Annotated in this window: 23 protein-coding genes; 10 read left to right on the top strand and 13 right to left on the bottom strand. The window is 53.9% G+C overall.

What is annotated here, in order from left to right; all coding sequences use genetic code 11:
* Positions 1-79: 79 nt before the first annotated feature.
* Positions 80-310: a hypothetical protein gene (locus tag NPS29_RS00795; protein WP_274130110.1), complete on the top strand. Its 231-nt coding sequence runs from the start codon at positions 80-82 to the stop codon at positions 308-310.
* A gap of 257 nt (positions 311-567) precedes the next feature.
* Positions 568-828, top strand: coding sequence for a DUF1652 domain-containing protein (locus NPS29_RS00790; RefSeq protein WP_274130109.1), 261 nt, complete (start codon positions 568-570; stop codon positions 826-828).
* A 314-nt stretch (positions 829-1142) separates the two neighbouring features.
* On the opposite strand, the gene NPS29_RS00785 is transcribed toward NPS29_RS00790, so the two are convergent.
* Complete coding sequence (locus NPS29_RS00785; protein ID WP_274130108.1) at positions 1143-1658, bottom strand: DUF4142 domain-containing protein; 516 nt, start codon at positions 1656-1658, stop codon at positions 1143-1145.
* Between the two features lie 150 nt (positions 1659-1808).
* On the bottom strand, positions 1809-2108 hold the full coding sequence (locus NPS29_RS00780) for an RcnB family protein (protein WP_274130107.1): 300 nt from the start codon (positions 2106-2108) through the stop codon (positions 1809-1811).
* A gap of 490 nt (positions 2109-2598) precedes the next feature.
* Here NPS29_RS00780 and NPS29_RS00775 point away from each other — a divergent pair, with 490 nt between their 5' ends.
* Positions 2599-3159 carry a Gfo/Idh/MocA family protein gene (locus NPS29_RS00775; protein ID WP_274130106.1) on the top strand — a complete coding sequence of 187 codons (561 nt, stop codon included), beginning with the start codon at positions 2599-2601 and terminating at the stop codon, positions 3157-3159.
* Between the two features lie 2 nt (positions 3160-3161).
* Positions 3162-3704, top strand: coding sequence for a Gfo/Idh/MocA family protein (locus NPS29_RS00770; RefSeq protein WP_337993872.1), 543 nt, complete (start codon positions 3162-3164; stop codon positions 3702-3704).
* Positions 3705-3790: 86 nt separating this feature from the next.
* Here the strand turns inward: NPS29_RS00770 and NPS29_RS00765 are convergent, their stop codons facing one another.
* Complete coding sequence (locus tag NPS29_RS00765; protein WP_274130105.1) at positions 3791-4594, bottom strand: EAL domain-containing protein; 804 nt, start codon at positions 4592-4594, stop codon at positions 3791-3793.
* 149 nt (positions 4595-4743) lie between these two features.
* Between NPS29_RS00765 and NPS29_RS00760 the strand changes: the two genes are divergently transcribed.
* The gene (locus tag NPS29_RS00760) at positions 4744-4914 is read left to right on the top strand and encodes a hypothetical protein (protein ID WP_274130104.1); all 171 of its coding nucleotides are present in this window, start codon (positions 4744-4746) and stop codon (positions 4912-4914) included.
* A 120-nt stretch (positions 4915-5034) separates the two neighbouring features.
* The gene (locus tag NPS29_RS00755; RefSeq protein WP_274130103.1) at positions 5035-5469 is read left to right on the top strand and encodes a DUF1810 domain-containing protein; all 435 of its coding nucleotides are present in this window, start codon (positions 5035-5037) and stop codon (positions 5467-5469) included.
* A 31-nt stretch (positions 5470-5500) separates the two neighbouring features.
* Here NPS29_RS00755 and NPS29_RS00750 read toward each other — a convergent pair whose 3' ends face one another.
* Positions 5501-5845 (bottom strand): hypothetical protein, encoded by a 345-nt coding sequence (locus NPS29_RS00750; RefSeq protein ID WP_274130102.1) that lies wholly within the window; start codon positions 5843-5845, stop codon positions 5501-5503.
* 503 nt (positions 5846-6348) lie between these two features.
* Here NPS29_RS00750 and NPS29_RS00745 point away from each other — a divergent pair.
* Both NPS29_RS00745 and NPS29_RS00740 read left to right on the top strand, forming a co-directional pair.
* Positions 6349-6732 carry a DUF6388 family protein gene (locus tag NPS29_RS00745; protein ID WP_274130101.1) on the top strand — a complete coding sequence of 128 codons (384 nt, stop codon included), beginning with the start codon at positions 6349-6351 and terminating at the stop codon, positions 6730-6732.
* Positions 6733-6986: 254 nt separating this feature from the next.
* Positions 6987-7241: a DUF1652 domain-containing protein gene (locus NPS29_RS00740; RefSeq protein ID WP_274130100.1), complete on the top strand. Its 255-nt coding sequence runs from the start codon at positions 6987-6989 to the stop codon at positions 7239-7241.
* 336 nt (positions 7242-7577) lie between these two features.
* On the opposite strand, the gene NPS29_RS00735 is transcribed toward NPS29_RS00740, so the two are convergent.
* The 5 genes from NPS29_RS00735 to NPS29_RS00715 form a co-directional block, all read right to left on the bottom strand.
* Positions 7578-8012 carry a GFA family protein gene (locus tag NPS29_RS00735; RefSeq protein WP_274130099.1) on the bottom strand — a complete coding sequence of 145 codons (435 nt, stop codon included), beginning with the start codon at positions 8010-8012 and terminating at the stop codon, positions 7578-7580.
* Positions 8013-8827: 815 nt separating this feature from the next.
* A complete protein-coding gene (locus NPS29_RS00730; RefSeq protein ID WP_274130098.1) occupies positions 8828-9079 on the bottom strand; it encodes a hypothetical protein in 252 nt (83 codons plus the stop codon).
* Positions 9080-9190: 111 nt separating this feature from the next.
* Positions 9191-9973 (bottom strand): substrate-binding periplasmic protein, encoded by a 783-nt coding sequence (locus tag NPS29_RS00725; protein ID WP_274130097.1) that lies wholly within the window; start codon positions 9971-9973, stop codon positions 9191-9193.
* 1144 nt (positions 9974-11117) lie between these two features.
* A complete protein-coding gene (locus NPS29_RS00720; protein ID WP_274130096.1) occupies positions 11118-12311 on the bottom strand; it encodes a PAS domain-containing sensor histidine kinase in 1194 nt (397 codons plus the stop codon).
* Positions 12301-13116, bottom strand: a complete 816-nt coding sequence (locus tag NPS29_RS00715) for an alpha/beta fold hydrolase (RefSeq protein ID WP_274130095.1) — start codon at positions 13114-13116, stop codon at positions 12301-12303. The genes NPS29_RS00720 and NPS29_RS00715 overlap by 11 nt, the downstream gene beginning before the upstream one ends.
* Before the next feature lie 836 nt (positions 13117-13952).
* Between NPS29_RS00715 and NPS29_RS00710 the strand changes: the two genes are divergently transcribed.
* Positions 13953-14645, top strand: a complete 693-nt coding sequence (locus NPS29_RS00710; RefSeq protein WP_274130094.1) for a hypothetical protein — start codon at positions 13953-13955, stop codon at positions 14643-14645.
* A gap of 538 nt (positions 14646-15183) precedes the next feature.
* Here the strand turns inward: NPS29_RS00710 and NPS29_RS00705 are convergent.
* From NPS29_RS00705 to NPS29_RS00695, 3 genes are all read right to left on the bottom strand, one after another.
* Complete coding sequence (locus NPS29_RS00705) at positions 15184-16461, bottom strand: DUF2254 domain-containing protein (protein ID WP_274130093.1); 1278 nt, start codon at positions 16459-16461, stop codon at positions 15184-15186.
* A 55-nt stretch (positions 16462-16516) separates the two neighbouring features.
* Positions 16517-17869, bottom strand: a complete 1353-nt coding sequence (gene nhaA / locus NPS29_RS00700) for a Na+/H+ antiporter NhaA (RefSeq protein WP_274130092.1) — start codon at positions 17867-17869, stop codon at positions 16517-16519.
* A 215-nt stretch (positions 17870-18084) separates the two neighbouring features.
* Positions 18085-19005 (bottom strand): LysR family transcriptional regulator, encoded by a 921-nt coding sequence (locus tag NPS29_RS00695; RefSeq protein WP_274130091.1) that lies wholly within the window; start codon positions 19003-19005, stop codon positions 18085-18087.
* Between the two features lie 346 nt (positions 19006-19351).
* On the opposite strand from NPS29_RS00695, the gene NPS29_RS00690 reads away from it, so the two are divergent.
* Positions 19352-20317 carry a nitronate monooxygenase gene (locus NPS29_RS00690; protein ID WP_274130090.1) on the top strand — a complete coding sequence of 322 codons (966 nt, stop codon included), beginning with the start codon at positions 19352-19354 and terminating at the stop codon, positions 20315-20317.
* 189 nt (positions 20318-20506) lie between these two features.
* On the opposite strand, the gene NPS29_RS00685 is transcribed toward NPS29_RS00690, so the two are convergent.
* Positions 20507-21229, bottom strand: a complete 723-nt coding sequence (locus NPS29_RS00685) for a cyclase family protein (protein WP_274130089.1) — start codon at positions 21227-21229, stop codon at positions 20507-20509.
* Positions 21230-21441 lie beyond the last annotated feature (212 nt).

Here is a 21441-nt window from a genome sequence, read left to right as displayed (position 1 = left end):
AGAACTTCATCGAACGGGAAGCACAAAGCGATTTCGAAACCTGTAGATCGCGACTCTTTCGTGGTCGAGCGAGGTGCTTATGAACAGTTCCGCAATACCCGGTGATGACAGAGATGCCAATGATGCGATCAAGCCATTGGAACCAGGTCGTCCTGACGTGATGCCCAATCCACCTCCTGGAAGCGATGAGGGTGATTCTGAGGACAACGAACCGGCGCCAATCCTCGACGGGGACATCCTGGTGGACGAGGACATGTCAGACGTAGAAGCCAATGACTCCATATCTCGGGAGCATCCACTGCAACGCTGAGACTGAAGGTGTTAGCGATAGTGAAGGGCCGCCTTTCAAAGGCGGCTTTTTTGACGGGTGACCGCCTCCTCAAGCGAGAAGTTGATCAGCCGCGTTTCTTCGCTTCTATGATTGTGGCCAGAGTTTCTTCCATTTCCGATAGGCAAGCTTCCAAACGCTCGAAGCTAAGCAGAAGGCTCTGTCTCGACTCCACTGCCGAGAGATTGAATTAATACATTCGCCTTGCAGTCCACCGCTCACATAACAAGGAAATCACCATGGCTATTTCACTGCTCGAATTACGTCACATCATCGAATCGGGTTTTCTGCCTCTTCAGTGTCGGTGTACCTCTCCCTCAGCCAACGAGCTCACCATAGAGATTATTGACCGAACCACAGGCGCCAATTTCGTCGTGGGTGGGATTGATGTGGCCACACTGGGCACAAGTCGTGCGATCTCGGAGCTGATTGCGAAGTTGCGAACTGAGTTCGTTGGCCGATCACTATCCGATGAGCAGCTGTCTGCCAAGATTGCATGAGGGGATGTGAGAAGCTTGAATAAGAGAGGACACTTTATTTGTCATCCATCGCCTGCAAACGTGCAGATCTGTACTTGCCTAAAGCCAGTCGGTCGGTTCAAGTGGCCGACATAGTTCACTACCCCCAGCCATTCGGGATATTCGGCTCTGAGCTTGATGAACGCAACGGTGAGAAGATGGCGGGGTGGAATTTTATCATCGCCTGCGGACACGCAAAGCGAAGCGAACCACCGTAGGGGATAACCATGAGCGAAATCCTTTTCTACATTGAGTAAAAGCGCCGCGCATTACATTAAATGGCGGCGCATCTGGTCTCAGTTCGCGGCATCACCACCATGAGCTTTTGCCAAGGCCTTAGCATGCTCCAGATGGGCTTTCAATTTTGGTAGGGTATCGGTGGCGAAGGCTTTGAGATCTGCATCCTTGCCATTGGATGCTTCCTCTTCAAACAGGGCAATTGTCGCTTCGTGCGCCTTGACCTGATTATTGGCATAGGCTTGGTCGAAAGACTTGGCGCTGCGCAGTTCCAGAATCATCGCCTTAGCTTTGTCGACCAGCTCGGCACTGTCCGAAACTTCAAGGTTTTTCTTGTCAGCAATGGACTTGAGCTTGGAGTTCGCGGCTGTATGGTCTTTGACCATCATGTCCGCGAAACTTTTAACATCCGCAGCGCTTCCTTTCTCTTGTGCAAGCTTGCCAGCCTCCACCTCAGCCACGCCTTTAGCGGAGGCGTCTTCCACAAAATCATCGTTGTCCTGCGCCGCGAAAGCGCTTTGCGTGCCCAGTCCGATTAGCAGAGTCAGTGCGCAAGTATTCAGTACGTTCGCCATTTTTATTTTCCTCATCATTCCATGATGGGCATTAGCGCCCATGCGGTTGAGAGCAGTAGCGGGCATTAACGTTCAGCGATTATTACTAAGCGGTAAGCTCAATGCCATTCTCGCCACTTGTCGGCCAGGTCACCTGCTGAACCCTCTCGATTACTTGTTGACCATCTCCTTGATGGTGCCCGTAGGTACGCTGATCAAGGCATATTTGCCTTTGATTTGTACCCACTGCTCGTGCTCGCCAGGTGCCTTCAAATGCCGACTTTTCCAGTCTTTGACTTCCATGCTTTCGCGTTGATATTCATCGGGCACGGGATCACCCACTTTGTATTCCCTGTCCCCGGTTCCGGGGCGATCCAGAGTAACGGCAGGATCATTAGCTGCATGAGAAACGCCTGATACTGCGCAAAGCAGGGTGAGGGCTAAAGCAGCGATTGGTTGTTTGGACGGCATAAGTCATTCCTTTGGTGTAAAAATTTTAGGTGTCGAGCTACCCGTTCTTCTCACCATCACAAAGGGGGTGAGGGCTGCGCTTGGGCAGTGATCAGCGGGAAATACCTGAAGCCGCTTCGACTGTTAGTAGGATTACGCCGACGCAGAAAATCACCACCCCCAGCATTAGGCTCGGGTGAGGGATGAAACTGGCGACAGCTCGGGAGTTTTTGAGGTCGTCCAAGGTTTGCATGGTGTGTACTCCGCCTCATCAGATCCGGAAGTTTCCGGAAGAGCCTGCAAGGGCAAGGGCCAAATGAAGAGTTTGTCTCATAAGATGATTTCTTTCGCCCGGTATCGTTCCGAGTGAAAGATCACTGGTTGGCCGTAGGTGTAGATTGATGCGGGCGGAAAAGGTGCTTGCAGGCAGCGTGCTGACAAAGATGGAACCTTGGTAGGGCGGACTTGCCCACTCCCTGTGTGATCAGTTGAGACTCGACAGGAGAATGTGATGCCCAACTCAGATGGAAAGATTCGGTATGCCGTGGTGGCAGGTGGTTCAATTTCTCAGGGCGCTTTCATGCCTGGTGTTGGCCAGACTGATAACTCAGTGATGACAGCCCTTGTTACAGGGGATCCGGTCAAGGCACAGGATCTGGCATCGATCTATGGCCTGAAGTCTTATTCGTATGCTGAGTATCCCGAGCTTCTGGCTTCCGGTGAAATCGACGCTGTCTACGTAGCGACACCGAATTTCCTGCATACCCAGTATGTGATCCCCGCGCTTAACGCCGGTATCCATGTTCTTTTGGAAAAGCCCATGGCAACTACCGAAGCCGAGTGCCGGGAGATGGCAGACGCTGCAGAACGGACGGGCGCAAAACTCATGGTCGGTTATCGGCTGCATTGTGAGCCCGGGACGCTTGAGATGATTGAACGCGTGCAAAAGGGCGAGTTCGGTGACCCTCGGGTGTTCACGTCGACCTTCGCGCAGGTCGTTAAAGCCAGCAACCACCGCAACAAAAATGGCTTCGCCGCTGGCCCCGTGGCGGACATGGGCCGTACCCGTTGAACATGGTGAGGAAGCTTTTCGACGCTGAGCCCATTGAGGTCATGGCATTAGGTTCAAAGACGTCAGGCTCCCCGCTGGACTCATGGGACACAGTGACCGTCTCGCTGCGTTTCCCGCAAGAGCGGCTGGCTCACTTTACCGTGAGCTATACACTGCCGGACACCGAGCGCTTTCAGCTCCTCGGTACCACGGGTGAGATCGAGGCATCGCCATGTTTCGGGTATGGGGAAGGCGTGGCGATCAGTTACCGGGCGACGATCAACGGCGAGACCAGTGAGCATGTGCACACGGTTGTTGATCAGTTCGCTGGCGAGACCGCGTATTTTTCCAGCTGCATTCTCAATGACCAAGCACCTGAGCCTGATGGCGAAGAAGGATGGCGGGACGTGCGGGTTGTGATGGCGATTGAGCGAGCGCTGGAAACCGGGCTGCCGCAAAAGTTGGAGCCATTAGCGGCCAGACGCTTGCCTCGGAGCACGCAGTGTCGAAAGTTGGCGCTGGCCGATGTGCCTCCCTTCATCAATACCGAATCGCCAACTGAGTGATCGGCGAAGCCGACGAGTGAGGCGCAGGTCATCACCCGTCGGCTTACCAATTGATAGTGTTGGACTCCTGGCCTTCGGTGCCCAGATCACGTCTCGGGGGGTGAAGCGATCAGTGATTGAGGCATGGTCTGCAGTTCGCCTACACCAGGTTTGGCAAAGAGGTAGCCCTGCATGAGATCGATCCCCAGCGCGAGCAGAGTGTCACGTTCCTCAAGCGTCTCGATGCCTTCCGCCACGACCGTGATTCCCAGCCGCTCAGATACTAGCACGATGCCCTCAACAATGGCGCGTCGTACTCCATCCCGGTCAATACCCCGTGTCAGCGCCATGTCGATCTTGAGAACATTCGGCTGAAACATCGCCAGGAAATTCAGGCCTGAATACCCTGACCCAAAGTCGTCGATTGCGGTAGTGAAACCTTGGCGCTCGTACTCCTGAAAAATAGATTTCAGATGATCAGGGTCATCGACTCGTTCACCTTCGGTTACCTCAAACATCAGACGCTCAACTGGGAAGTCAAACATTCGTGCAGCTTCCAAGGTGGCACGAATGCAGGTTTCGGCCCTGTACACGGCATTGGGAAGGAAGTTGATGCTGAGCTTGCACTCTGGGATGGCGGGTAAGCCCAAGTCCGCTGCAAGCTCAATGGCCCGCACGCGGCATGCCTGGTCAAAGCGGTATCGGTTCTGGTCATTCGCCAGTCCCAGAATGCTGGCAGCGGACTCACCATTGAGACCACGAACAAGGGCTTCGTAGGCATATGGCAAGCCTGTCCTGACGTTGAAGATTGGCTGGAAGGCCATGGTGAAGCTAAAACCCAGACTATCAAGGTTTCGACATTCGGCGCACCCAACGGACTTGAATAGGGTCACCGGTATTTGTTCTGCCATAGAGGTTCCTGATTTGACGGTTCGCCGCAGTGCACTTTCGTGTAATAGCCCAGACTCTTACTGTAGTTGACTGCAAGTCTGCCTGTCGCGATCAGGTTGAACGTACGCATTCGCGAGACTTCTAAACCTCAACACTAGGAGGACTCACCATGCAGCCAAAAACTGAAGGCTTTGAAGAGCAAGGCCCTAGCCGCGTCCCATTCATCAATGATCCGCAGAAACCGTCTTCCAAATCCTTTAACAGGAATGGTGAGTCTGTTGAGGAGGACGACGAGGAAATCGAGCCGGATCCCGACGGCAACGTAGACGCTGACCGGTAGAGCAACCGACCGGTTAGGAGGCACCGACCGTGTATGTTGGACGGTCATTCAGCTGCACTTGCTGCCAATGGTGTGCCGAAGATATGTGCATTGCCCGATGATATGCCAAGGAGTCTCAGCATGAGCGACTCTTTTAATCTCTCGCGATTTGTTGAAGCGCAGCGTCCAGTTATCAGCCGGGTCATGGATGAACTGCGGTCAGGCCGTAAGACGAGCCATTGGATGTGGTTCGTTTTCCCGCAGTTGAAGGGGTTGGGCAGAAGCGAAATCGCGATGCGTTTTGGCATTACCGGTATGGAAGAGGCACGAGCCTATCTCTCCCATCCGGTGCTCGGGCCGCGACTTAATGACTGCGTCCATGCGCTGTTAGAGCATCGCAATTTGAGCGCATTCCAGATTTTTGGCACGCCAGATGATCTCAAGCTGCACTCGTGCCTGACATTGTTCAACGAGGTTGCTTCGGAACCCGCCTTGTTTCAGCGAGCGCTCGATCAGTTCTTTGGCGCAGAGCCGGACGACAGAACAATCCATTTGCTCCATGCGTCCCGTGAGTGATCTTGTTGGACACAACGGTCTTATTGGTTTATCAGTTATCACTGCGATGCGTCGCTACATTTACCTCACATGAGTCCGGGTCTTCCTGCCGGATCGAGACAGAATCCGGCTGATTGACCCGTTCTACCGCCGCCACCCAAGCGCTTTTGATCTCAACCCGCATTGCTGCCTCTTCCACAGAGGTCACGAGCTTACTCTCCACCAAATGTGACAGCAGGGCGGAGCAGCGTCGAAAGCAGTCAGCAGCCAAATGAGCATCCCGGCTCAGCTGAAGCTTTAGAAGCGCCTGCCGCCATTGGATATTGCTCTGCGCGGGTTCAGCCTTTCGTAAATCTGGTGATGGTTCTGCCAAGTGCCGACTCTGCTGACCAGTCATTTTGGGCTTCTCATGGCTACTGCCTAGTCGCTTAACCTGCGCTTTTTCGCATGGATGCGAAAGAGAGGCATAAGGCCATACCAATATCCGGCATATCTTTTCTAAGCGGGCACCGCTAGCTAGGGAAGTTCATCCCAGGTTGGGTGAGGCGTCGGTTCTTGGCGGAGAAGGGAGAAGTGTTAGCGAATGTCTTACAAATTCTTCAGCACATTGGCCGTTTACGGCGAATGGCCTCAGGCATAAATTGGATCCATCAACTGGAGTGCAGGAGTGCTTCAGAGGTCAAGGATGATCTGCCATCGGCCAAGGCGGCCTCTGACAGGATGTTGGGATGGTGTTGATAGAAAAGAACCCGCCTCGGCGGGTTTTTTATTGTTCAAACACTCGGTATTGCATGCTTCTGACCTCGCTCATGTGCAGGTGATGCGAGCCGCCAAGCAGACGAGTTGCATGTAAGTTCAAGCGCTGCCGATTGAGATCCAGTGCAAATCAGGGGGAAACAAATGCCGTTCACGGATCATAGTGTCGCCAAAGCGCTCGAGATTTTTATCAGTCGCAACGAGAAGCTTCAAAAAGAGCTGGCGAACCTGAGCCGGCACCCTGGCGGGTTATATGTCGAAGAGCTTCGCGCGAGGCACGCGCAAGCTGCCTACCTAAATGCGGTCGAGGAGCAGGGCACCAATCCCTACGACTTCGCGTTGCGCTTCTTAGCCAGAACCCCGGCTGAACTCGAAGAGATGCGAGAGTCACGCCGCAAGGAGCTTCGTCAGAACGTTCAGTGCGGGCACGTATCCAAGGCTGAAATCCTGCAGGCAATGCCAACGACAGCTTCCAGCCCGCCACATCGCAGAGAGCTTTGGGTGCCCGTTGATCTCAATGGTCTGTAGTCGAGCCTTCGCGAATCCCCGACGAGTTGACGAGGCAGACAACGAGCCAGGTGATGAGGCTTGGCGCAGAATTATCGCGGCTGCCCTCTTCTAGAAATGACCGCAGGCGTGAACGTGTTGCTGGTCACATTTGGATACCCTAATTCGCCGGTTTGTCTCTGACTCTCTGCTAAAACAAGGTGAGGCGCGTGCGTCAATCAATGAGCCGCGTAGGCTCGCCTCACGCCCCAAAACAATAACAGGGAGTGTTCTTCATGGCTCTATCTGAGCTTGAGCTGCGCCATATCATCGAGCGTGGTTTCCTGCCCCTTCAGTGCAAGTGCATCATCGATTCGCGCGGCGATCTTTCAGTCGAGTTGCTCGATCAATCGACAGGCCAGGACCTGGTGGCAGGTGGGATTCCCCGGTCTCAGTTCGACTCATGCCGTGGGATCGCCAACTTCGTTGCCGAAATGAAAGCGCAGTTGGCGATGCAAGGTGGGGTAGAGGCGGTTTCGCGTAGGGGGTGACCTTTACTTGAGCGATCAGCCACGTTCTTGATCGAGAATCTGGTGCAGCTCTGCCCAAGGCATGGCTGCCACCTCGTCCTTGGCCTTGCAGTAAAAGACTCACCACTCTGGGTGATCGGCTGGCCACGCATGCACCCGGTGCATACGACGATTCCTCCGACCAAAGCCCAGGCCGCTGACCAATGAATCATGCGTTGATTGCTGTCCATGCTGTCGCATCCTTTGCGTCGATGATCAGCTTTAGGCTAAGTCTGTCAGCCGGCCCTGTATACGCTCAAACAGATGAACTCATGTGGGGGCATGGCGGGAGTCGAGGAAGCTAGGTGAAGTCGAAGGTCACCGATTGGACGGCACAAACCGCAGGACACCTACGATCCCACTGCCGCCGCGATTTACTCGGTCGGACGGATGATTCACTCCATCGTTAACGGGAATCTCCTCAAAATCGAACGGGCTGACACCCTCCAGGCATGAGACATTGATCCCGAGCTGGTCGGGATTGGATCTACGTTGGTGGTGGGTGTAGATACCGCATCTGGAGCAAAAATAGTGCTTCGCGATGTGGGTGTTGAATTGGTAGAGCCCCAGGGATTGCTCGCCAGAGAGAAGATCGAAGTCTTTTGATGATGCCGTCACGACGACCGCTCCTCGCATGCGGCAATAGGAGCAGTCACAGCGGCGAGCAGTCTTCAGGCCCTCGGAGAGTCTCACTTGGAAGCGCACTGTCCCGCAGTGGCATGAGCCTTGAAATTCAGTCGTTTCATTGTTCATTTGATCTCCTTCTCAAGTTACACAATGCAGGTCGTGGTAGTAGGGTCAGTCGCCGAAATGAGACCGGAGACCTGAAACATGTTCGAAGATATTGGAGCCATTCAGTTCCGTAATGGCCTTTGCGTTTTGGCCTCGCGGGACTAGGATCATGCTGCTGCCATGCGGAGAGGACACGATGCATCCAAAGCTACGGAAGGTTGCCGCCACATTTGGAGTGATCATAATCGGATCAGGGGCGGTGTATTCGGCCCAGTTTGTATCCAATGAGGTCAGGTACCTCTATTCCAGGTTTGAGCCTTCTGCCGAAGCGTTTTCTCATGATCAGTTTGCTTCGTGGGCGCCGTCGGACTCGGCATTGAATGTCTCAGCAGATCTTTCACCAGAGGCTATCCGAGAGGTCTTGAACACGCGGGCGCCGCCCACAGTTATCTCTCGTTCGATTGCTTCGCAGTGATCGGCTAGCGCTTGTCTGGTCTATGAACTATCAAGCCTCGTTGGTAGAGTCAAGGTGACCACTGGTCGGCATTTTGTTAATGAGAATGGTTTATAAAACGGATTTCACATTTTGTTCACTTCTCGTCGATTATCGTGACATCTACTCCTTTGAATCCCTTTAAGCCCGCCACCCCTGCGGGCTTTTTTCTTCCTGCGATTCCTTCAAATCTACGGGGCTATCGGATGACTCGCAGGATTCTTCGCCTGAGTCTGGCGCCAAACGATTTGAAGGTCGCCACTGGTGTCGAACCTCAAGGTTGCCAGGAGGCGGCGACCGATACATCACCGTGGACGTAGTTGAGACGCAGGGAGACGGTGGCTTAATGCATGCTCAGTTTTACGATCATCCCCGTTCCAGCTTCCTTGGCGTGCCGGCGCACCTTGTCTTCAGCCTCCTGAATCCCTTTCGCCAATTCAATCAACACCATGGCCTCCAGATCTTGCCCAGCTTCAGCTAATCGCACCGCCACTGATAACAGAGAAGTGGATGAGCCTTTCAGAGTGACGGCGACTTCACGCATGCTCCGAATGAGCTCTGCGGTTGGTGCATTCGTGTGGCTGAGTTTGTTCACAACTCTGGATTCCAAGGTGCGTGGAGGACGTATTATCTAACGATATCGCGCTCTGAAATGAGGAGCTACTGCAAGAGCCGGTCGAGCCTGTTCGCAATGGAGATCTGTGGGCTAAGGGGCGGAACTGTTCAGCCATTTGCTTTGGATTGAAGCAAAAGTGCCGTTTTGCTTGATGCGTTGCAGTTCAGCCCGAAAGCGATCAACCAATGCGTCGGGCGTGCTTGGGCTGAACGCCAAGTACAACCCGTCCTCATTCGATAGTTCAGGCAGGGGCAATGATCGCACCATCGTAGTCGCTGGATCATCCCCGTTTTTGCGCATCAGGTGCATGGCATTGAGCTCATTGGAGATCCACAGCTCAACGTGATCGACCTTGAGCTTGCGGTAGTTGTTCTCGTACATGCTGCTGGATTGAAGCTCTTTGCCGACCTGGAATCCGTGGGCTATCAGGTACTGCTCACCGACGTCCTTGTTAACGGTCGCGATGTGATACTGATGTGCGTCGTCGAGGGAATTCAGCCAAATAGGTCGCTCGGACAGGCTATACAAAAACCAGGTCGTCGGTGCGATTGCGCCGACCCATTTGAATTGATGTTCGCGCTCTGGTGTTCTCGCCATTGAATAGATCAGGACATTGTCGGAATGCTGTGCCAAGTCATAGGCGCGAGCCCAGGGCAGGATCTCGATCTTGGGGTTGAGCCCCACACCGGCCATAACTGCCTGCACGATCTCCGTGCTCAGGCCTGTGACCTTTCCGTTTTCCGCCATGTTGTAGGGCGGCAGCTCCTCAGTAACCACTCGTATCTGGGCTGCAGTTGGATCTAAGGCGGAGGAGAGGCCTGAGGCAGCGAGTAAAAGGACAGCGCACGACAGCCTCAAAAGCTGGGATATCATTTTGCACCTCTGTTCTCGTCGGATCCTACCGGCAGGTCGGAATGCATGAACCTTAGGAATTGTCTGTCTATGGGCTTTAGGTCATGTCATACCCTTAGGAGTTCATCCGCGTGAAACCTAAAGCTTGGCTTAGAAGAAACTCGACTGACTCTCTGGAGTGGCAACTGGTTTGATCCCAATTCCAGGCATCCGGGTAAGGTCTGAGCGCAGGTGGTACCCGAGATAAACTCAGGTGACCATCGCTTCACCTTGAGTATTTTTTACGTGCAAGTACCTAGCGGCCATTACCTCCCTTCAAATCTCTAATTCCTGGCCAAAGCAATTCACCGACATGTGTTCTAAAGTGTGAGAGTTACTGCACTGCGATCTTCAGGACATAGATGGTCGAGGGGCTTAGCTTGAGCTGGTGAAGCTGCCGGGACGATTTAGCGTTCGTGACGGTCATCCAGGCTGGCCCCCTATCGCTGGTCAATGGTTATCCACACGCTCATCACGCGCCATGCAGTTGCACCACTGCTAGCAGTGAGCGCCAAACTGGATTGCGGATCAGCTAGAGAAATTCGTTGAAGGGGTACGCGACAGTTCGCTCTGGTGAAGCTTTGCCGTTTTGTTTCATATTGGAGGTGAAACATGGCTGTTACGCGACGAATAGGGAAGCCTGACACGCTTGAGTGCGTGGAAATGGATCATCAGCTGGATGAAGATGAAACCATATCATCGTTCTTTTTAACTGCGTTAGGCAGGCATGACGGCCTGGCGATGTACGCTACAGTTGCGACATGGGTTGCCACTGCTGTGTATGGGGGGCTGCGCAATGGAGACGTCTTCCTGCTCACCATACCTTTCATTTTTTCCCACCTAGCGGTGCTTACCTACGCAGTCTCTTCCTCTGTGAGTCGCAGTGGATGGGGAGGAGCCCTGTGCATCGTCCTGATGAACAGCATGCTTTGGCGCCATTACCCTTTGTAGAGTTTGGGCCCTAAGTTCTTGTGATACGAAGTTGCAGCGGGCGTCGCCACTGGCTTGAGGGGCATTCCGATTCAGCTTCGACCGGGAGCTAAAGCTTGATCGATGAGCAGGCTGAAACATTAGGTGACAGTTTGTGAGCTGCCAGCCCTAGAAGCCATAGCCATGCCCATATCGGCTAATCCAGAACTTTGCTCATCGTTTCTATTTTTGGAATCTTAATGAGGAAGGTTGTGCCGTTATCAGCACTTGATGTGAGCGAAACGTCTCCGCCATGGGCAACTGCAATTTCTCGCACGATAAAGAGGCCAAGGCCTATGCTTCGGACGTCCTCGTCCTTCACGCTGCCGCGAGTCATTGGCTCGAACAGGTGTTCGATGATTGAGGGAGGTATCTGAGGCCCTTGGTTGTGCACCGATAGAGAGATAACCCCACCGTCGACTTCAGAGACGATGGTAATGGGGAACTGCGGGTCGCCGTACGCGACGCCGTTCGCAACCAGATTCCCAATCATTTGCTCGATACGATCCGCGTCAAGTTCGGCGATGCCGGCCCCTTTGCTACGATGCTCAAGCGTGGCTTGGGGAAAAGTGACTTGTAATTCGCTGATGCTTTGGCCGACGACTTTGTGCAAATCCAATGAGCTGCGCGTGATAGCGATGCCCCGACCAACCCTTGCAAGCGCGAGATCAAGCAGGTCAGCAATCATTCTTTGCGCTCGCTCTGAGGACTGGCTGATGTGCCGAAGCAACTGAGTATCCTTGGCGCTACGCTCGCTTCTCGCGAGGAATTCAGAAGCCATCTTGATTGCGGTCAGAGGGTTCTTCAGGTCATGGCTGGCAATCGCAACCATCTGTTCAGCGAACAGCGCTCGGCGTTGTGATTTTTCGTAAGCAATGCTCAATTCAGACTGCAACTGTTGCAGCGCCGATTCAGCAGCAATCTTCTCCCTGAGCAGATCCTCGGCGTGCCTGCGTGCATCGAGCAACTCGCGCTCATAGGCATCTCGGTCAGTCGTGCTGAACAAGGCCAGTTCGTTATAGGCACCACTGGCATGTTCGCGTCTGACGCCATTGAGCAGCATAGTGACGGTATGGCCGTCTCGGTGCAGCAGGTCTAGTTTCACCTCGGCAACAGAGCCCTGCATTTGCATCAAGGGAGCCCAGTGGGTTTGATGAAAGATTCGACCACCCATGGTCAGCAGGCTTTGAAACCGCAATCCCGCTAACTCGGCGGCGCTACGACCGATCCACGTGCAGAAGATCTGGTTGGCTCGCAGGATCGTGCCGTCTTCCCTGGATACGATCAGCCCGCAAGGTGCGTCTTCGAACAGGGCGTCAGCGTCTGGCAATGGCAGCTGTTCAAGGGACATGTTTGCCTACCCATGGCTCCAGAAACCTATCCATTGCTTCGGTACAGGCGCTGGGTGCGCTCATGTGGGGGCAATGACCGACATTAGGTACGAGGCATAAGGTGCTATCAGGAAGGATCGCGTGCAGGTATTCGCCCACAGCGACTGGCGCGATCAGATCTTCAGTCGATTGAAGAATCAGCGTCGGCGTGCGCAATCCTGCTACGTCTTTGCGGTTGTCGGACATAAAGGTCACGCGCGCAAACTGCTTCGCAATTTCCGGTTCGGTGCGGCAGAAACTATTCGTCAACTCAGCACTCAGGCTGGGCTGTCCGGGAGCCCCCATGATGACCGGCGCCATGGTGCTCGACCAACCCAGATAGTTGCTGTCCAGGGTGTCGAGCAAGGAATGGATATCCTCAAGCTTGAAACCACCAACGTAGTCACCTGAGTCGATGTAGCAGGGAGAAGGCCCAACCATGATGTGCGCTGTGATCTTTCCTGGCAGCAGACGATCAGCTAGCGCGCCGATCATGGCGCTCACAGAATGGCCCACCAAAATGACAGGGCCGAGCGCATATCGATTAATGATTTCCACCAGATCGTGCGCGTATCCGGACAATGAACCGTATTTCTCCCGGCTGTAAGCGGTGAGGTCAGACTGGCCCGCGCCTACCAAGTCGTACATGACCACTCGAAACCTGCTTGTGAAATGCTGGTACAGATAGCTCCACATGGTCTGGTCACAGCCGAAACCGTGGGAAAAGATGAGCGTCGCTGGGCCATCGCCGACGACGGTCACGTTGTTGCGCAGCTCAACACTCATACAATCTCTCCAGTTAGCCAAAGCCAGTCTGGCTACGGTTCGGCGATCATGCCCGGCGGTATCGTTTGGGGCAAGGATAGCGATGCGCAGTTGATTGCATTATTTTCGATAACGATCTGAACGTCCTGACTCTTCGACACTCAACCGTTGATGAGCTCACGAGGTAATGGCAATGACAATCAGCGACGGGTTGCTCGAATGGAGTTCGCGATGGCGGCTCAGCGCTGGATTGGTCATTTGTAGACAATGCCAGGCACAACAATCAGAGATGCATCAGGCTCAACCTTTTGAGCACGGGGTTGGATGTCTTAATCAGCGCTTTGGGCTCAAGCCTTGGGCCGAGCTCACGGGCCTGGTTCCTTTGAAAGGGTAGGGTGGACATCTCCATCGGAGGGTAACTTCGACCTGACTTCGCTAATCCTGGGCGCAGTCCGGCGTGGGTCTTCCAAGCAACGCTTCTCCCCGATTGAATCTCTTAGCTCTTACAGATCTTGCAAACGTCCCTGCCATGGGAACGCAGTGCTATCTATGCCTAGGATTGCGTTATGGACATGGGGGCGGGCTCAGCAGCCAGGCTGTGCGACGTGCTTTCTCAGAATACCAATGCCAGACCGCCGAGCACGTTAGATCAAACGATCTAACAAGTGTGATTTTGGCGGAGCTCCCCGTTTCAGAAATACAGTTTTCAAGATGAAACGTGTTTCGCATTCCTAGCACATCAAGCTGACACTCCCTATCGAAATATCGGATGTCGAACATTCATGAAAAAAATGTGAAAAATTCGTGAAATTTCGCTACAAGGGGCAGCTCTTCTAAAGCAGCCTTAGGAAATCCGAATGCCCCAAGCGACGCACAGCCAATTGATTAGCGCCTCATTAGGCATTTTGCTTCGAATAGGACTGGTGGGATTGGCCTTCGGGATGCTTTGGTTAGATCTCGCAGTATTTCAGACCGAGATCCTCGAAATCTCGTTTACCGAGATCGCGCAGGAAACCATGCTGTTCTTATGTGCAGTGCTGTTTTGGACGGCTCCAGGTGCGACATCGGAACGTGGCTTCAAGATTCTCGCCGGTGGCTTTTTCGCTTGCCTCCTCATGCGCGAGTTGGATGGTCTTTTCGATCCAATCAGTCATAGCGCTTGGTGTTGGCCATTTTGTGCGATTGCGATGGTCAGTATCTGGAAAGCCTTCAAACCTGGAAACGGAAAGAATTCTTTCGAGGCGCTGGCGGCGTTCACAAGCACGCCGATGTTTGGTTCTCTAGCGACTGGGCTCGGGGTTTTGATTTTTTCCCGAATCTTTGGCACCGGCGCCTTGTGGCATATCATTCTTGAGGATGGCTACGCCAGGCTGGCTAAGACAGCTGCAGAGGAAGGAATTGAGCTACTGACGTATTCGATGTGGTTGGCTGCGGGCATCGAATATTTTCTCGCTCAGCGATCTGCCTTCGCAAAGCCGTCAACCATAAATGACCTCAATGCTGAGGCTTCTTACTCGAATCAACATCGACAAGCATCGCAACATCGCTAGGCAGGTCGCTAACCGAGCTGCCTCAATATCGCCCGCCACTGCGCGGGCCTCAAACCAAAGGCTACGGCTACGCCAGCATAAAATCCTAATGCAGCGAATGGGTGGCGACCAATGACGTCTTCATTCACATACTCGATGTGCAGGGCTACTAGGCTCGTGCACGCTGCCATCCAATGAGCCGCGAATCTTGACAGAGGAGATGACGAGGGCAGCAGTACATCCACCAAACGGCCTACTGTTGTCAGTGTCACGACCAGTACTGAACCAAGCATCAGGCCCCAGCAGGTGCACATCAGTACGAATATCAGCTCTATCACTTCGCATCATCCTAAGCGGTCAGAGAGGGAGATATTATTTTAGTCCGACCTTTGTGACCGCTTATAGCTCCGTTGTGCATGGCACAGATATCTTCTCTGTGGGGCAAATTCAGTGGGCCTGAGAAAAGGGGCGCTGATCTAGACAATAGGGTTCACCTACCTTCATCGGTAGCCCTGAGCACGCCGCTGAAAGCCGTTGGTGCACGCCAATCATCATGATCTTAGGGCTTGATCATATTGGCCAATGAGACGAGCTGGTCTTTCTCATACTGCAACGTCAGCTTGACATCTGATCGTTTGACCAGATTAGCGGCGTGCACCGCGCAAACATCTCCAAAGAGCGCAGGGTTTATTTGGGTGAGGCTGCGCAGAGCTTTAAGCAGGCGAATATTCACTTCCATAAGGGCTGCGCCATCTCTGCTGATAGGCCCAAAGAAATCATCAAATAAATCGTAGATACGTAGGCTTTTCAGGAAGATTCGCTCGCAGCCAGGCATTACCTCTGAGGTAGAGCGGACGTGCATCTGACCCCAACAGGTCATGATTCGAATACCGCGTCCGATGACGTCAATCGCAGTTCCAGGATCGTTGACCGCCGGCGAAAGGGCGCGGGATGCAATTTCAGAAAGCACGGAAAGCCCGAAACGAGGATCGTGTTCGAATGTCCGCCTAATACCTATTGTCAGCGTTTGAAGGATCCTCCCTTTGATATCGGCGTGAGCATCTGCTTCGGGAGGAAGCCCGTCGATCTTTGCGAGATGCATCCCCATATGGACAAAGCTGCCAGGAAGCACTTCGACGTAGATTCGAAGCTGATGCGCGGTAGCAATGGCTCCCAGCGCTTGCACATCAATGTGCTGGATGTATCCAGTGTCTTCGCTCGGCACAAAGTCCAAGTCGGTCGGAATAGCCAAGGGAGCTGGATAGGCTGATCCACCGAGGTAAGGCCACTCGACTCGGTGGTTGAGCGCTTCCAGCGCTGCGCTTTCCACACGGTCTATGGTTTCACCGACCCTGCCCAGCCGGGACAAGTGGTCGATCCACCGCAGGAGCGTGTACACGATCAGGATAATCACCACTATCGTGACCGCGAAGAGAAAGGCGCGTCCCTCGGCGCCATAGACCCCAGTGCTTAGCGCGATGATGCCAACTAGGCTGAACAGAAACGAACCGATAAAGGTCGCCAGAGCATTCTGGGTTGTGGTGTCTTCCATTACCAATGTTGTTGCACGAGGCGTTACCCCGCTGCTAGCCGCGCTATAAGCGGACACCATGGTACTCAACGAGAACGTCGTGACTGCGAGCATGCTGGAAGCAATGATGCTCAGTATGTTGTCCACCGCATCCGCCCCGATTCGGGTGGACAAAGAGGGTGGGATGCTGCCGTCGAAAACAACGGCAAGCAACGCGGTAGCAACTCCTAGCACGGAAAAAAGCGAAGCCCTGAACCAGAGCCGCTTCGTCAGTCGAATCGCCAACCAGTGCCAACGAGCTGTCATGTGAAATACCCAAAGTTGTTGGACAGGCAGAATGGACAGCCCACGGCAGTGAAAGTTATTTCGTGATAGTTCGCCTTTTGAAATACCACATGCCCCATAGCAGCCCGATAGTTGCGGACGCTGTGGAGGCACAGAGCACGCTCAATTTAGCTGCTGCCAGCAAGTGTGCATCGTTAAACGCGAGGCCCGCGATGAAAATCGACATCGTGAAGCCTATACCCGCGAGCAGCCCAACCAGTGTGACACCCCCCCATGTAACACGGTCTGGCAGTCTGCAAAGTCCCGAGCGAACCAAAACGAAGGTGGCGAGCATGACTCCGATGGGTTTGCCCAGCACCAACGCCATGACCACACCGAGGACAACTGGGATTGCAGTAGTCTCACCCAGATGGGCACCGTGCAGATTCACCCCAGCATTCGCCAGGGCGAAGAGTGGCATGATGACGAACGCGACCCATGGGTGTAGGCGCTCCTGAATACGCTGCACAGGAGGGATAACTTCCCGCTCTGCGAAGCGGATCTGCTTGAGCGGGGCCGAGACTTTCTTCTCGCCTTCACCTACCCGGTGGGTGAGGTCGTGGAAGGCCTTCGACATGATCTCCAACGGTCGTTCACGAGATGGCGCTGATCGTACCGGTGTGATAAGTCCCAGTACCACGCCAGCCAGGGTGGGATGAACGCCCAAGTTAAGCAGGCCGCTCCACATGATCGCGCCAGGCACGAGATAGGGCCACGCCGAGCCTATCCCCATCCGTTGCATTGTGAATACAAGCGCAAGGCCAACACCCGCGATTCCCAGGCCTGTAAAGTTCAGGCTGGTGGTATAGAACACCGCGATGATAAGGATCGCCGCAATGTCGTCGATGATCGCTAAGGCCAGCAGGAAAACTCGCAGGTTGGCAGGAATCGATTTGCCCAGCAGGGCGAGTACGCCCACAGCGAATGCAATGTCTGTCGCGGTAGGCACTGCCCAACCATGAGCCGAGTCAGTCCCCACGTTGTACGCAAGGTAAATTCCAGCAGGAACCAGCACTCCCCCCAACGCCGCTCCAAGAGGCAGCGTTGCCAATTTTGCATTGGATAGGGCTCCGTCTTGAATTTCCTGTCGAATCTCCATCCCCACCACCAGGAAAAAAATGGTCATTAGGCCGTCGTTGACCAGAAAGTGTAAGGACTGGCCCAAGCTGAGAGATCCGAAGGTGATACTCACTTGAGTGTGCCAGAAGTCCCCATAAGAGAGGCTGATCGAACTGTTCGCCCAAAGCAGCGCAGCAATGGCCGCGATCACAAGAACGACACCGCTGACGGCTTCGATATGGCTGAAACGCTCTACGGCGGCCAGGGTTTGGCTTGTGAGGATTTGCGGACGAGGTATGACGTTTGATGCAGGCGTGTTGGGCGCGGGCACGGCTATTCCTCGCTAGCGGCCCGACCAGCGTAGAACTTTAACCTGCGGATCGGCACATCGCCTTACGCACCCGAAGTGATTGTACGCACACCAATTGTGGTGTCGCAAAGATCTACCAGCGAGCGAAGAAGCTGGTTTGTGCTTGGCGCAGCCAGAATGCATCTGTAAGGCGATCCTTGTTCCATGTGGAAAAGAGCCGCCATGAGCTCTTTCGGCTATCTGGATGTGGTGGTTTGGTCTTGCGCATACTCGGCGAAGATCTCCATCGTCCAGTCGATGAATGCTCTCACCTTTGGAGGTAGTTGGTTGCGGGCAGGGTAGAGCACACTGACAGGCATTGTGCTGGCGTCCACATGGGTGAGCACCGGCACGAGACGCCCTGCTGCCAACTCTTCCTGTATGCCCAGACTCCCGACCTGGGCCAACCCCAGCCCCTTCACCGCGCAATCCACATAGGCTTCGTGGTCATTGGTCATCAACGCCGGCTTCATCCGGATTGACTGTATTTTGCCCTTCACTATGAACTGCCACTCCTTGACCTTGCGATTGCGTCCGTGGAAATAGACGATTCCTGCATGTTTCTCCAGATCGCTCAGCGTCTGCGGTGCGCCGTGTTTTTCTAGATAAGCTGGTGAGGCACATGTCACGGTCGGCGTGTTGTGAACGAGACGACTTACCAAGCTGGTGGAGGCCAGCTCTCCCACCCTCAAGACGCAGTCAACACTCTCTGCTACTAGGTCAACCTGCTGATCGCTAATCCCCAGCGCTAACTCCACTTTAGGATAGAGGGCCAAGAAACGGTCAATGTTAGGGATGATCACTGACTTGGCAATGGAGTTGCTCATATCCACCCTCAACTTGCCGGATGGTTCAAGCACATTGGCGCTGAAGAAGCTTCGTGCCTCGTCTACCGCATTCAACGTTGCTCTCGCTTGATCCAGGTATGCGCGGCCATCCCCAGTGAGCGTTGTGCGTCGAGTAGTACGATGGAGCAGCCTGACGCCAACCTCTTTTTCCAACTCATTCAGCGCGATGGTTACGCTCGGCCGAGTGAGCCTCAGGGATTCGGCTGCCTTGGCGAAGCTTTCGTATTCCACAACGGCGCTGAAGACCTTCAGCTTTTGAATGAAGTCCACGCTGACCCCCTAGCCCCCTAGAACTTGCAGTAATAGTTTCGAATATTTATAACAAAGTAGTTCATTGTGTATGAATTCCGCAATCGTTCGTGGCCGCGTAACCTCGTAGATAAATCATGCCGGTAGGGATTAGTAATTCACTAGGCGCTGTTCACTGGTGTGCACCGCCTATCACGGGCAGGGTGACGACAGCGGTGAGGATGTCCTCCTCCTTCAGGTGCGAGCGAGCACCTATTGAGCCCCGTGAGAAGCGCTCCCGTTTATGGGAAAGAGTGATCCCGTCAGATCGATGGCCTTGGCCTGCTAGGCAAATCATTTTCCTAACATTTGAACGAGAATTTTTTTGATGGCTTACGAAGGTTCACGGGTCGCCAGAATGCTGGGCATCAAGTTCCCATTGATTCAGGCTCCCATGTCTTGGGTCACCGACGCGCGTCTTGTTGCAGCGGTGTCGGAAGCAGGTGGCCTGGGCGTTTTGGGCCCTAACGCTGGCTACAGCACGCTCGCGAAAGACCCGGACGAAACGATTGAGAGAATGCGCAGCGAGATTCGCAAAGTGCTCACGCTGACCGACAAGCCGTTTGGTCTGAATGTGCTCCTCATGAGTGATGAGTCGCTGGACGAGTTCACTCAAAAATGGGTGCGGATGGCGTCTGATGAAGGGGTGAGGCACTTCGTCTCGGTGGGTAATGCTTGCGAGCAGGCGTTTGGTTTCATGAAGGAACTGGACGGCATCATCATTCACCGCCCGCTGACACCGACCGTGGCCAACATGCGTCAAGCTGAGGCCCTGGGCGCTGATGTACTGGTCGCAACGGGTTACGACGAGGGCGGCCTGATTCCCGCCAGTGCGCTTGGCACCTTCACCGTTGTTCCAACGATGGTCGATGCCGTCAGGGTTCCAGTGATGGCTACTGGGGGGATCAACGATCGTCGTGGTGTCAAAGCTGCTTTCGCGCTTGGCGCTGAGGGCGTGTACATCGGTACTCGGTTTATTGTCACCCAAGAGTCGCCAGCCGCCGATAACGTTAAGAACATGATCATCACCTCGGGTTACGCCGATATGCAGTCCGTGTCTCCACTGCAGCGTTCAATTCGTACGCGCACTTCTGATCGCCTCGCTGCCCTGTATCTGGATAAGCAGAACACGCTCGATCTGGATCTTGAGATCCGAAAATTGGGTGGCCTGCGCCCTAGCATGCTCGCAGGTGATTTGGATGAAGGGATCGTATCCGTCAACACCGGTATCGACGTCATCAAGTCAAATCCGACAGTCAAAGAGTTGATCGCTGACCTCCTTGAGCTGAACTGACTCTTAAAAGGCTTCCAAGACACCATGGCATGCACGCGCTCGATCAGTCATGACTGATTGAGCGAACCGAAAGTAAAGGAGGAACAGCAAGCCATCATGGCTAGGGAAGATTCCCGCTTCTTGTATCGTTGCTTCTGGGTCAAATTGCGAGACAGTGCTTAGGCACCGGTCTCGCAATGAGTGAGGCGATTAGTGAGTGATCTTCGCAAAAATACGCGCCGGGAAACTCGCCATCTCCACCCGAGGAGGGATGGCAGTCAGCGTGGCTTTCTTGCCCGACGCGGCCATGATATTGGTCATGTCCTCAGCAACGGTAATGCCGTTGCCCAGAAGAATATCGTGGGCGGGTACTGCGCTTGAATCGTGAAAATTGTCGATCAGAGGAGCATCGATGCCAACGAGCTTAGCCTTATGCTGCACCAACCAGGTTGCCGCAGCTGTCGACAAGTAGGGGTAGTCCTGACCGTAGTTGACCTTCCCAAAATTGCTGTCTTCACCGGTGTGGAGGAGCACGGCCTTTCCTTTGACATCTGAACCTCGGAAGTCCTGAATTTCAAAGGTTTTCCCGTTTTTCGCCTTGGGAATAACAATGATCGGAAGATCAGCCAGATCTTCGAGTGACAGCTCGGATATTTTCTTGCCGTGTTCGCTCACATGATATGGGGCATCGATATATGTTGAAGTGATTCCATACATTCTGATGCTGTCGATGTAAGCACCATTGGCGTAACGCGGTTCCTTGGCATAGATATCAACCTCGCTGGTGCCAGGAAAAGTGATCATGTCCTTAGTGATAATGTGGTTCAGGTCAATGTATTGAGTATCATTGGAGTAAGCCTGCGGTGTGAATCCTAGAAGCGTTGCTAGTGCCGAAGGAATAGCGAGGCTTAGTTTGAATACTTGTTTCTTCATCACAGTTCCTAGATAGATATCGCTGGCTCTTGGCCAAATGCTTAGGCTGAGTGCGCAGATATTTAGTTATGGCAGTGTGGAGGGGGAAGTCGTTTTTATTCTACAGGCTGGGGGCCGTTCGCAATGTTGTCATGGCCTGATTGAAATATTTTTGCTGTGGGCGCCAACAGTTTTACTGGCGGCGCCACAGGCTTGATTCACCCTATTGGTAC

The organism is Pseudomonas putida, from assembly GCF_028682175.1.
In the GTDB taxonomy this organism is placed as follows: domain Bacteria; phylum Pseudomonadota; class Gammaproteobacteria; order Pseudomonadales; family Pseudomonadaceae; genus Aquipseudomonas; species Aquipseudomonas putida_AD.
Note: the sequence above shows the minus strand (reverse complement) of the source record. Positions and strands in the feature narration are given on the sequence as shown.